General features: G+C 53.2%; 8 protein-coding genes. 3 read left to right on the forward strand and 5 right to left on the reverse strand.

The features are described from left to right. Positions 1 to 98: 98 nt before the first annotated feature. From DU000_RS08425 to DU000_RS08435, 3 genes are all read right to left on the reverse strand, one after another. The gene (locus tag DU000_RS08425) at positions 99 to 3,218 is read right to left on the reverse strand and encodes an efflux RND transporter permease subunit (protein ID WP_114402950.1); all 3,120 of its coding nucleotides are present in this window, start codon (positions 3,216 to 3,218) and stop codon (positions 99 to 101) included. Positions 3,219 to 3,239: 21 nt separating this feature from the next. Beyond that, a complete protein-coding gene (locus tag DU000_RS08430) occupies positions 3,240 to 4,418 on the reverse strand; it encodes an efflux RND transporter periplasmic adaptor subunit (protein WP_147266986.1) in 1,179 nt (392 codons plus the stop codon). Between the two features lie 102 nt (positions 4,419 to 4,520). Next, positions 4,521 to 5,876: a TolC family protein gene (locus DU000_RS08435; RefSeq protein WP_114402952.1), complete on the reverse strand. Its 1,356-nt coding sequence runs from the start codon at positions 5,874 to 5,876 to the stop codon at positions 4,521 to 4,523. 301 nt (positions 5,877 to 6,177) lie between these two features. Here DU000_RS08435 and mgtE point away from each other — a divergent pair, with 301 nt between their 5' ends. Beyond that, on the forward strand, positions 6,178 to 7,668 hold the full coding sequence (gene mgtE, locus DU000_RS08440) for a magnesium transporter (RefSeq protein WP_114403087.1): 1,491 nt from the start codon (positions 6,178 to 6,180) through the stop codon (positions 7,666 to 7,668). Here mgtE and ubiD read toward each other — a convergent pair. Beyond that, a complete protein-coding gene (gene ubiD, locus DU000_RS08445; protein WP_114403088.1) occupies positions 7,665 to 9,143 on the reverse strand; it encodes a 4-hydroxy-3-polyprenylbenzoate decarboxylase in 1,479 nt (492 codons plus the stop codon). The two genes, mgtE and ubiD, sit on opposite strands and share 4 nt — an antisense overlap. A 281-nt stretch (positions 9,144 to 9,424) precedes the next feature. Between ubiD and DU000_RS08450 the strand changes: the two genes are divergently transcribed. Both DU000_RS08450 and DU000_RS08455 read left to right on the forward strand, forming a co-directional pair. Continuing rightward, positions 9,425 to 9,652: a hypothetical protein gene (locus DU000_RS08450; protein ID WP_114402953.1), complete on the forward strand. Its 228-nt coding sequence runs from the start codon at positions 9,425 to 9,427 to the stop codon at positions 9,650 to 9,652. A 153-nt stretch (positions 9,653 to 9,805) separates the two neighbouring features. Next, complete coding sequence (locus tag DU000_RS08455; protein WP_114402954.1) at positions 9,806 to 10,660, forward strand: lytic transglycosylase domain-containing protein; 855 nt, start codon at positions 9,806 to 9,808, stop codon at positions 10,658 to 10,660. A 25-nt stretch (positions 10,661 to 10,685) separates the two neighbouring features. On the opposite strand, the gene DU000_RS08460 is transcribed toward DU000_RS08455, so the two are convergent. Beyond that, positions 10,686 to 12,353, reverse strand: a complete 1,668-nt coding sequence (locus DU000_RS08460; protein ID WP_240001851.1) for an alkaline phosphatase D family protein — start codon at positions 12,351 to 12,353, stop codon at positions 10,686 to 10,688. Positions 12,354 to 12,377 lie beyond the last annotated feature (24 nt).

Here is a 12,377-nt window from a genome sequence, read left to right on the forward strand (position 1 = left end):
CAATTTGCTTTGCCAAATTTATGATGCCATCTAGTGGCCACTGCAATATATAAGTGGGGCCAGCCTTGATTCAAATGCGACATGGCTTCCCCTATCAATTAATGTTGCTCCTGCGGTTTTTCTTCAAACCAGCGGTACAACACAGGCAACAGCAATAACGTTAACGAGGTAGATGAGAACAACCCCCCTATGACCACTACAGCAAGCGGACGGGTGACCTCGGAACCCGGCCCAGTCGAAAACAACATGGGAATCAAGGCAAGTAAAGCCACCGATGCGGTCATCAAAACAGGTCGTAAACGATGCTTACAACCATCCACAATCGCCTCATCAAGGGCCATTCCGCTTTCCCGCTGTTGGCGAATGAAGCTGACCAACACCACCCCGTTAAGGACCGCAATGCCCCAAAGATTAATAAAGCCTACTGCGGCGGGGACAGATAAATACTCACCGCTGACAAACAGGCCCACAATCCCTCCAATCGCGGCCAGGGGTAACACGGTAATCACCAAACTCGCATAGCGAGCAGAATTAAACAGCATAAACAACAAGAAGAAAATTGCGCCAATGGTGATTGGGATAATGAGAGACAGTCGCTTCATGGCGCGCTCCATATTTTCAAACTGACCACCCCAAACGAGATAAAAACCTTCTGGCAAATTAACCTGCTGGGCGATTTTCTGCTGGGCTTCTGCGACAAAGCCCCCTAAATCTCGACCACTCACGTTTGCCCCAATCACCAAGCGCCGCTTACCACTCTCACGTGAAATTTGTGCTGGCCCATCGGCCAACGTAATCTCGGCAATATCTTTCAGCGCGACTTGTGCACCCGCAGGCGAGCGAATAATGATATGTCCAATGGCTTCAATATTCTGTCGGTATTTTTCCGGATAGCGCACAATCGCATCAAAGCGCCGCTCACCTTCATACACCGTGGTCGCGACTTTGCCACGCACCGCAATTTCAATCTTGTCATTGATATCTTCGACATTCAGCCCATAACGGGCGATCGCGGCACGATCAATACGAATCGTCAGATACTCCTGACCCGAGACTTTCTCAACCCGCAAATCCGTGGCGCCCGGCAAGCTTGAAAGCACTTTGGCAATTTCATCACCGGTCTTGCGTAACTGGGCCAAATCATCGCCAAACAATTTAATCGCAACCTGAGAGCGTACCCCAGACACCATTTCATCAACCCGCGCCGCAATCGGTTGTGAAATCGAGGTTTCAACGCCGGGTAAAGCACTGAGTTTATTGCGGATTGCCGTATTAAAATCTTCTTGCGTCCACCCTTTCGGCCATTCATCGCGTGGCTTGAGCATCACAATCGGATCAGATTCATTGGGTTGCCCTGGATCAGCCGCCGACTCTCCGCGCCCCAAACGGGACACGGCACTAGCAATACCGGGGATAGTCATGATTTCCCGCATCGCCGCTGTTTCCATTTTTACCGATTCGTCCAGTGAAATTTTCGGCACCCGGACGATCACGGGGGTAATTGATCCTTCTTGCATGATCGGAATAAATGCTGTGCCCAGGAATGGTACCAATAGCACACTCCCCCCTAACGTTGCCAACGCCCCCACGACGACTTTTTTAGGGTGCGCTAGGCACCAGTCGAGCAAGCGTAAATAGGTCGGCTTGATTTTTGCCAGTAGCCAGGTGTCATGCTCTGCGCCACCCTTCAGGGCATAAGAGCAGAGCATGGGAGTCATGGTAAATGAGAGCAACAACGAAATACTCAGTGCGACCGCAATAGTAATCGCCAAGGGAGCAAACATTTTGCCTTCCATGCCTTGCAACGAGAGCAAAGGGAGGAAAACCAGAATGATGATGCCCACCCCGTAGAGCACCGGCTTACCGACTTCGCTCGCCGCTTCGAAAATCACCCGCGCTTTGCTTTTACCCTGGTTCAATGGATCACCCAAACGGGCGAACGCATTCTCTACGACCACGACCGCCCCATCAACCATCAACCCAATCGCAATCGCCAAGCCGCCCAGCGACATCAGATTGGCAGAGAGGTTAATTTCATTCATGACCATGAAGGTCAGGAGTGGCGTCAAGATTAAGGTGCCGACCACAATCAAGCTGGAACGCACATCGCCTAGAAAGACGAATAAAATAATAACGACCAGAATAATGCCCTCAATCAATACTTTAGCGACAGTCTTCATGGCCGTATTGACTAAGTCCGTGCGATCGTAAAAAGGCACAATTTGCAGGCCATTGGGTAGCATTTGTTTCTGGTTGATCTCGGCCACTTTTGTCTTGATACGCGTGACCACTTCGCGGGCATTGCCACCACGAATCATCTGAATGATCCCCGCCACCATTTCTGTATCGCCATTTTTAATAATGGCCCCTTGGCGCACTTCAGAACCAATCGTGACTTCAGCCACATCACGCACATAGACTGGCGTCCCGTTGACCTCTTTCAACATGATGGACTTGATATCGTCAACTGATTTAATCAAGCCAACGCCGCGAATCAGGTATTGTTCAGCATAGCTCGGTAACACGCCGCCAGAGCTATTGGCATTGTTACGTGCCACAGCTTCATAGACATCTTTCGTACGCAAGCCATAGTAGCGCAAGCGATCCGCACTCACTAAAACCTGATATTGCTTGGTGAAGCCGCCTTGGGTATTAATCTCTGCAACACCTGGAATGGAACGGAGCAAAGGACGAACCACCCAGTCTTGTACGGTGCGCCGTTCTTGCAGCTCGGCTTCGGAAAGTTGGCGGTAACGCCCTTTTTCATCCTTATCGCTTGGGTGCTCAAGAGTATATTGATACACCTCCCCTAGGCCAGTTGAAACAGGGCCGAGCACAGGGGTAATGCCCTCCGGCAAGCGGCCGGTCACTTCAATCAAGCGCTCCAAGACCAACTGCCGGGCAAAGTAGACATCGGTGCTATCTGTAAATACCAGAGTCACCACGGCGACTCCGTTCCGATTAAGCGAGCGCATTTCTGTCAAGCCCGGCAGACCTGTCATTGCAATTTCAATCGGTACCGTAATAAAGCGTTCAATTTCAGTCGGTGGGCGGCCCGGGGCTTCAACCGCGACTTGAACCTGAATATTGGTGACATCTGGAAAGGCGTCGACCGACAGTTTTTTTACCGCAAACAATCCTGTTACCAGCAAGGCGATACAAATCACGGCCAGCAGGATGCGTTGCTGTAAAGCCCAGCGAATTAAAATTTGGATCATGGTTAAAGTCGCCGCAGAAAGTTAGCCGAGGTTTTGTTTGTTACGCTCGTTATTCAAATGAAATGCACCATCGATCACCAGTTCATTGATGCCTGGAGGTAGCTGCTCTAGCAAGGGTCGATAGCCATTACGCTCGACGCCTAACTTCACGGGCACTAATTTGAATTGATTGGTCCCAACCAGGCCGTAAACGTAATCTTTGTCATTCTCGCGCACAACCGCCGTCACTGGTACCATCGTCCGGGGTACTGGTTTACTCTCGATCCGCATTGAAATCAGCATTGCGGGCTTGAGTAAGCGCTCGGCATTGTCCAGCACCAGGCTGACACGCACGGTACGCGTTTCTGGATTAACCACATCGGCAATAAACACTATCTTGCCAATCAGAATTTTGTTTTCTAATGCTGGCACTTCAATCTCAACCGTTTGCCCCATTTTGACTTGCCCTGCTTCCTGCTCAGGGACTTCGGCAACCGCCCAGAGTGTGCGCAAATCGGAGACGACAAATAGACTGTCACTCGGCTGCACCACCTGCCCCTGGGCAATATTGCGCTCAATCACAGCACCTGCAAGCGGGCTGGTGATCGGTGCGACTGAATCAATCTTGCCCGTGCTCGCCAATTGCTGAACAGAACGATTGCTTAAACCCAAGACGCGCAACTGATCAGCAGCCGCCCGTTTTTCTGCGCTGGCAATTTCTAATTCTTTTTGTCGACGTTGCAGTTCTGCATTACCAATCACATCGGCCTGCAATAACAATTGTGCTCGCTCTACTGCACGCGCCGCAACCTGCTCCGCCGAATGCGCTTTGAGGTAAGCTAACTGGGCCGCAGTCAATTCCTGGCTGTTCACTTCCGCCATGACATCACCCGGACGAACTTGCTGCCCGAGCTGCGCAGTAATTTTGGTAATTCGCCCGGTCATCGGCGAGCCGATTCGCGAAGTTTGGTTGGCGTTGACTTCGAGCCGTCCCGCCACGCGAATCAGTTCACTGTAGGGTGCCTCACTGAGACGCCCAATTTTCAACTGTTCTTTTAACGCTGGGGTAGGTTCAATCGTATTGAGATCCCGCACAGCCTGGGAAGCAGTTGATTTTTTATCAGCGGGTTGATCACTAGCAGCTTGCTTCTCGCAAGCGGCCAGGCCAATGACCAAAGGCATTAATAATAACCAGCGACGAGAAAGAGGGAGCATTCGCATAATCAGGGTTCGTTCAATCAATAACAGTTAAGAATGAGGCTGAGATAAACTTGCCGAATCGGACTAACACGGCATGTTCAATCAGCGTAACGGCGAGTCACTTCAAGGGCGATTCACCTCTAAGCCAACCAAGCGTTCCAATTCTATTTTTGCTTGCTGCACATTATTGCGAGCGGCAATCAACTCATTCCGCACAGCGCGAAAAGTACGCTGCGCATCCAAGTATTCCAAAATACCGCGTTCACCATACCGGTAAGCAGCTTCGGCTATCTCTACGGCACGCTTAGCATTGTTTACCACACCCTGCTCTAATGCCTGCAATTGCTGAAAGGAGGTGACATAAGTTTGCCGTGCTGCCCGAAACGCTTCAGTTAGCTCATATTCACGCTGTTCTGCGGCGAGCCTGGCACGCTCGGCATCAGCACTGGCTTCGGCGATGGGCCCGCGCCGCCGATCAAAGAGAGGCACAGCCAGCACAACCCCCACTTGTGTTTGGCGCACTTCCGGCTCGCGCTCCTGGCCTAATCGTACCCCGACCTGAGGCAGTACACTATTTCGTTCGGTCTCTAAACGACGCTGAGCGACTGTCACGGCAGCTTGTGCTGCGCTCAAGTCTGGATTGCGGCTGAGTAATTCAGCCTCCATAGCCGCAAGTTGAGCGGGGGTTAAGGGTTTATCCCATTCGCCATTCACCCCAAACGCATAGAGTGAGGACGGCTGGCTAACCGCTTGGGCAGAGGCAGATTGACCGGGTGGCAATGCCGTTTTACCCAATAGCTGCAACATTCGGCTGCGTGCCTGCTGCAAACGTAATTCAGCACTCGTGAGTTGATTGCGGGCCACTGCCAACTCAGCATCAGCCCGCACCAAATCAAAACGTGCGCCTTCACCTGTCTCTGTCCTTACCCGGATCCGCTCGCGAATTTGCGCGACCAGTTGGGTATCTTCACGGGCAGCACGGACTTCCTCCTGCCGCCGCAACATGTCATAAAAAACTGTTTTGACCTCGGTCACAAGATTCAATTCGATCTGGCGATACTGTTGCTTCCCGAACTCAGTGCGGGCGATCGCCGTGTCGATACGCGCCGCCCGAAAGGCAGGATTCTCAAGGGGTTGCACCAAAGCAATGCCTTGTCCATACCCACTACCGGTTGACTGGCTGCTACGATAACGGCGCTGATTCCAGTCAAGTTCAGGGTTGGGAATCGCCCGGGCTGTTGTTTCTCCAGCTACCACGGCCCGCTGCTGGGCTTGAGCCGCTTGCAATCCTAAATTGTGCTGCTTGGCGAGGTCTAATAAGGTCGGTAAGGTATAAGTAGGCCCTGTCGCAAACATGCCTACTTCCGTATTAGACGCAGCGGCTAATTGAGCGTGGCCATGTAGCGGTAATGTCAGCGCGCTAACGGTAAATATGGCCTGCGGAATGAGCGATAAGCTTAGTGAAGGTGAGAAAGTCATTATGATCAGTTCAACAGAAGAATACTTAACTAGAGTGCGCCGCAATATAAAAGTTCCGGTGTTGGCGTTACCGCTGCAGCCGAGTTATCAGAAAAGTATTGCAAATTGTTTCCAATGACCTGGAAACACTTAATAACGACGATCACGTCAATTTCAATACTTTTTACAAGAAGCGTTTCGCTGCTAACGAGACTGCCGCTACAATGCTGCATAATCCTTACTGAATCAGGGTAACACGTCAGGCCTCTTGATTTATGGTGAGCCGCACCCTGCCAGCATCGCCATTGCCTATTTAACTTGCATGAATCCGCTATCCGACGATACGCCACTTTCCCCTGATAATAGCCAGCACCCTGGGCGCGATCCCGAGGCGGCTCAGCGGGCATTGGATGAAGTGCAGCGGCTATTACATCAACAGAAATTAGAAGAAGAGCTCGTCCACAAGCAACATCATGGTGAAAGTGACGCCCGTCACCAACTCGTTGAGAGTCTGGTGCATCGCCAGTACTTACAAGCGCTGCGCAAAGTACTAGAGCAATTACACCCCGCTGATATTGCCTATATCCTGGAAGCGCTACCCCGTGATCAACGGTTGACGGTGTGGGACCTGGTGAAAGCCGAGCGTGATGGTGAGATTCTGCTCGAAGTCTCTGATGCGGTACGCGAATCCCTGATTGCCTCGATGGACACCGACGAGTTGGTGGCTGCTGCCGAGCAACTTGATGCCGACGAAATCGCTGACTTGGCACCCGACCTCCCGCAAGAGGTCATGCGCGAAGTCGAGCAAGGGCTGTCGTTGGAAGAACGGCAGCAGTTGCGTGCCGCGATGTCTTACGACGAAGATACTGTCGGGGCCTTGATGGACTTTGACATGGTCACCATACGCGACAATGTCAGCTTGGAAGTTGTCTTGCGCTACTTGCGCCGCCTTGATGAACTGCCCGATCATACCGACCAAATTTTCGTGGTAGACCGCGAAGAACATCTCAAAGGCGCGCTGTCGTTTGAGCAACTGCTGCTGAATGACCCCGAAGTGATGGTGAGTGATGTAATGCGCGGAGAGCTTTTTACCATCATGCCGAATGACGATGCCGCCGATGCCGCGCAAGCGTTTGAACGCTATGATCTGGTTTCTGCCCCGGTGATTGACGCGCACAACCGTCTGATTGGCCGCCTGACGGTGGCGCAAGTGGTGGACTACATTCGCGACCAACAAGAAGCCGAAGCATTGAGTAAGGCCGGTTTGCGCGAAGAAGAAGATATTTTCGCGCCGGTGTTCGACTCCGTGCGTAACCGCGCCCCATGGCTGCTGCTCAATCTCTGCACCGCTTCGTTTGCAGCCTTCATTGCCTCGCGCTTTGAAACCACGGTCGAACAAATTGTGATGCTCGCCTTCCTCATGTCGATTGTGGCGGGGATTGGCGGTAACTCCGGTAATCAAACCATGACGCTGATTATCCGCGCCCTCGCGCTCGGGCAAATTCGTCCTGAAAATCTACGACGGCTGATCATGAAAGAACTGAGCACTACCCTACTCATTGGGTTTGGAGGTGGGCTGATTGCGGGTATCTTCGCGACCGCCATCTCCGGCATGATAGGCTTGGGGCTGGTCATGATGGCCGCGATGATGCTGAATTTGGTAGTTGGCGCCACCCTCGGCATGTTGGTTCCAATTATTCGCGACCGCTTTGGCCGCGACCCGGCGGTGGGTTCTAGTGTGCTACTCACCTTCGCCACTGATACGCTCGGGTTCTTGATTTTCTTAGGGTTAGCGACGGTGTTTTTGGTTTAATCCAGCCCCAAACCCCGCCACATTTCTTCCACCTTAGCCTTCACCGCCGCATCCATCACAATCGGGGTGCCCCATTCACGGGTGGTTTCGCCCGGCCATTTGTTGGTCGCATCCAGCCCCATTTTGCTGCCGAGGCCGGAAACCGGGCTGGCGAAATCGAGGTAATCTATCGGGGTGTTATCCACCAAGACAGTATCGCGGGTGGGGTCAACACGGGTAGTAATCGCCCAAATGACTTCCTTCCAGTCGCGGGTATTGATGTCATCGTCCACCACCACAATGAACTTGGTGTACATAAACTGGCGCAGGAAACTCCATACCCCAAACATCACCCGCTTGGCGTGGCCGGCATATTGTTTGCGGATACTCACCACGGCCATGCGGTAGCTACAGCCTTCGGGCGGTAGATAAAAATCGGCAATCTCCGGAAACTGCTTTTGCAGGATCGGCACAAACACCTCATTCAGCGCCACCCCTAAAATAGCAGGTTCATCCGGTGGTTTGCCGGTGTAAGTGGAGTGATAGAGGGGATCGCGCCGCATGGTGATGCGGTCGATGGTGAATACGGGGAAAGATTCCTGCTCGTTGTAGTAGCCGGTATGGTCGCCATAGGGCCCTTCCAGCGCCACCTCATCGGGATGGATATGCCCTTCTAGAACAATTTCCGCGTAAGCAGGTACTTGCAAACCAGAGCCAATACACTGAGTAAGCTCGGTTCGGCTGCCACGCAGCAACCCGGCAAACTGGTATTCCGACAAGGTATCCGGCACAGGCGTCACAGCCCCTAGGATAGTAGCGGGGTCACAGCCCAAGACCACCGCCAGCGGGAAGGGCTGGCCGGGATTTGCTAAACAATGATCCCGAAAGTCTAAGGCACCGCCCCGATGCGCCAGCCAGCGCATAATCACCTTGTTGCGAGTAAGTACCTGCTGCCGGTAAATACCTAAATTTTGCCGCGTTTTATGCGGCCCTTTAGTGACCACCAAGCCCCAAGTAATCAGGGGAGCCACATCGCCGGGCCAACAGGTTTGGATGGGCAGTTTACCCAAATCGACCTCATCGCCTTCCCACACCACTTCTTGGCAGGGCGCGCCCTTGATGGTTTTGGGGGCCATATCCCAGACCGACTTGGCTAAACTCAACAAGTGGCCAATGTCTTTTAATCCCTTGGGCGGTTCTGGTTCCTTCAATAGCGATAAGACCCGCCCCACATCGCGAAGCGCTTCAACGGAATCAGCCCCCATGCCAAGCGCCACCCGTTTTGGTGTGCCAAACAAGTTGGCGAGCACGGCAATGTCATAGGTTTGGCCATCGGCCTGCGGTTTTTCAAACAAAAGTGCGGGGCCGCCGCTACGCAACACGCGGTCACTAATCTCCGTCATTTCCAGCTTAGGGGAAACGGGCAAAGTCACCCGCTTAAGCTCACCCAGCTTGGCAAGCTGACCAATAAAATCACGTAAGTCTTTGTATTGAATGGTTTTTTTCATTTTTCCCAAAACCACATAGAAAGTAAGCCGAGGAGATTCCTAGGACGAAAAACACAGCCTGTGCTATACTGCATCGCAACAATTTCGGCAACGGTTGATTAACCCTCTGTCTCCGTTGTCCGGCAAGCAACCAGCTTGAATGATCTTGCTGGCCATTTTACAGACTTTCATTACGCCTTTCTGGCGACTCATTAAGCCTAAAAATTAGGCTGCTGTAGTCTGGTAAAATAGATAACATGAATTTATGCGGTTAAGCATTGTAGGTCTGTGTGGATGCCAGCCTCTCTCGCTTTAGCCTACTGCAACGGGTGCGGGCCCCATTTCTCTTTGTACGTCGGTACTTTGCCCGCCACCTCTGCCAGCCACAGCAACGCTGTTTGCGGGCAGAAATGGGCCTAGCGCCGTTTTTTGTCGCTAGGCCCCATGCCAGTAACCCCGCGTTACTGGTGACTATTTCAGTCAGCAAAGTTCAGTTATGGCAACTGACATCGACCTGATTCTGGGGTTGAGCCTGCTGGAATAGCCATGAGGTGTGCGCAATGCGCTCAAGCATAGCGCCGTCTGTTACCAACCTTCAGACGAGGTTTGCCTCGATCTGATAACACCCGTCGGTGGTTATTCAGCCGACGCGATGCGACAAGGAGGTTCTGATGGTCAATCGAGTCATGATTACGCAAGTCTGGGATGACTTCGCGCAAGGTTCGCTGATTATTTTACAAGGCTCACTGGCCCTGCTGCGCGACAGCTTAGCGGTAGTCGGTCTACTCGCAGCATTGCTGCTAGGTTATGTGATTCACAATGATGGGGCTCGCCAACAAGCCTTGGCGTTTTGGCCGTTTCAACAGGATGGCGAGATTGCTAACGCAGCCGAGGTAGAAAGCCTGGCAGAAGCCGTCCGCGAACCAGCCCTAAAAGCCACCAGCCTGTTGGGTCTAGAGGATGCGCCCAGTAGCGAGAGCCCCACGCTAAGCCTGAACAAAGAACAAGAAGCCGTGGCGAAATACCTCGCGAAACGTTACCGCATCAACAAAGCAGCAACGGATATTTTAGTTGAAGCCGCCTGGAATGCGGGCAAAGAAACCGCGCTGGATCCGCTGCTGATTCTGGCGGTGACTGCGATTGAATCACGCTTCAACCCCTTTGCCGAGAGCAGTATGGGCGCACAAGGTCTGATGCAAGTGATGTCACGGGTACATCAAGACAAGCTGGCCGATTTCGGTGGCAAACAGGCCGCACTGAACCCGGTCACTAATATTAAAGTCGGTGCGTTGGTCTTAAAAGACTGCGTAAAACGCGGCGGTTCTTTAGAGGCAGGGCTGAAGCTGTATCTGGGTGCCGTGATTGCCAATGAAGGCAGCTATCTAGAGCGGGTCAATAACGAACATGAACGCCTCAAGTTAGTCGCCAAAGGGAAAGCGCCCGTCATTCAAACCCCGCTGCCTGTGGCTCAACCTTCTCGCGAGCCCAAACCGGAGCCATTGGATCAACTCGCTGCCTTGGGCTAAAAACGACCATTCAGCCCGGTTCAGGTCAGCGGGTCGAGGCGCCTGGCTGCCCTGCCAACACGTCAAAAGTTGCTAGCGTACTGATTGCAGGCTGATGGCGGGTGACGTCGTCGAGCACCCGCAGCGTGACGGTCATACGAGCAGGCTCTAGCGTCATCACCCCATAGCCCCGTAACGCAGAGTTGGCCAGCTTAACATGGCTATTCTGGGCTGCCACAGCGTCTGTCTGGCTTTGCGGCCAACTGGGTGAGGTTAACGACGTGCCGCAAAACTCCGTGGCCAGAATGCGTTCCTGATACGTCACATCACAGACCCAATTCGCATGCACATCCCCCCCGAAAAAAACTGGGTTTGGCACAGCATAATCCTGTAGTGCTTTTAATAAACGTTGACGAGCAGCAGGATACCCCTCCCAACCATCCGTCCAGACGCGAGGGCCATGCGCTGCAAATGCCGGAGATTGCTGGTTCAAGGGGCTAAACAGGGTTTGTTGTATGAATAGAGTCCAATTCGTTCTGGTGTCAGCCAACCCCCTGTTCAACCAAGCCTCCTGTACGGCCCCGAGCATGCTGCGCGTCGGGGTTCGCAGGGCTGGACACGCTGCCGCATTGACCGTATTGGAACCGCCCGAATTAGGACGGGGGCACGCCTGATAATCCCGATATTGGCGATCATCAAGCATATAGAGCTGGGCCAGTTTCCCCCACGCAAGGGTGTCATACACGCGCAGAGACTCAAAAGAATGGGCTGTGGCGTTCCCCGGGAACCTCCCGGTGGGCTGAGTCAAGGCGGTCAGCACACGGCTAGGCCGTAGCGGCTGATGTTCAAAGTAAGCCTGGTAAGCCGCCGCACGCCGAGCTAAAAAGTCAGCCGCCAAATCCTGGGCCTGATCATTCGCATAGTCATTCGCCACTTCATGATCATCCCAAATTAATACCCACGGAACCGCAGCATGCATCGCCTGCAGGTCAGGGTCTAGTTTGTAGAGTGCATGCCGCTCCCGATACTGATTCAAGGTGATCGCTTCATGAGGCGGATGCCGACGTACGCGCTTGGGATCACGGCTGGCTTTATATTCATAAATATAGTCACCCAAAAAAGCCACCAGATCCAATTCTTCGCGCAACATGTGCTGATAAGCGCCAAAAAAACCGTGCTCATAGTGCTGACAGGAAGCATAAGCCATGCGCAGGGGCGCCTCGCTGTCGGGTGCAGGTGCGGTGCGTGTACGTCCGGTTGGGCTGATATGGCTCGCCAAGCGGAACCGGTAAAAGTACCAAGCACCCGGCTCAAGTCCGCTGACTTCAACATGCACACTGTGCGCCAAATCAGGTAATGCAACAGCAGTGCCGGTCTTTACTGGGTGTTTAAATTGCGGGTCACGCGCCACTTCCCATTGCAACCGAATGGGCATAGCAGGCATCCCACCCAGTTCGGTAGGATGATCAATACTGAGCGGGTTAGGGGCCAGGCGAGTCCAGAGTACCACCCCATCAGGCAGAGGGCTGCCTGATGCCACCCCCAGGGTAAAAGGATTTTGTTGAGGTTGATAGCTGGCTGCCGCACCAGGGATGGCGAATCCGCCGAGCATCGCCGTTAGCAACTGAATGAAGCGTCGGCGCCCCGACATCGCCGACGAATCTGGAACGGGCCGCGCCGGCACCGTAGAACCATTGTTACCGAACACTGGCATCGATAAGCCTCTCTTTTCAATACA

The sequence above is a fragment of the Parvibium lacunae genome, assembly GCF_003335215.1.
GTDB lineage: Bacteria > Pseudomonadota > Gammaproteobacteria > Burkholderiales > Burkholderiaceae_D > Parvibium > Parvibium lacunae.

Excerpts from the sequence above, each read along its gene's own strand:
- DU000_RS08425 (WP_114402950.1), bottom strand. The coding sequence starts at position 3,218 with ATGATCCAAATTTTAATTCGCTGGGCTTTACAGCAACGCATCCTGCTG.
- DU000_RS08430 (WP_147266986.1), bottom strand. The coding sequence starts at position 4,418 with ATGCGAATGCTCCCTCTTTCTCGTCGCTGGTTATTATTAATGCCTTTG.
- DU000_RS08435 (WP_114402952.1), bottom strand. The coding sequence starts at position 5,876 with ATGACTTTCTCACCTTCACTAAGCTTATCGCTCATTCCGCAGGCCATA.
- mgtE (WP_114403087.1), top strand. The coding sequence starts at position 6,178 with ATGAATCCGCTATCCGACGATACGCCACTTTCCCCTGATAATAGCCAG.
- DU000_RS08455 (WP_114402954.1), top strand. The coding sequence starts at position 9,806 with ATGGTCAATCGAGTCATGATTACGCAAGTCTGGGATGACTTCGCGCAA.
- DU000_RS08460 (WP_240001851.1), bottom strand. The coding sequence starts at position 12,353 with ATGCCAGTGTTCGGTAACAATGGTTCTACGGTGCCGGCGCGGCCCGTT.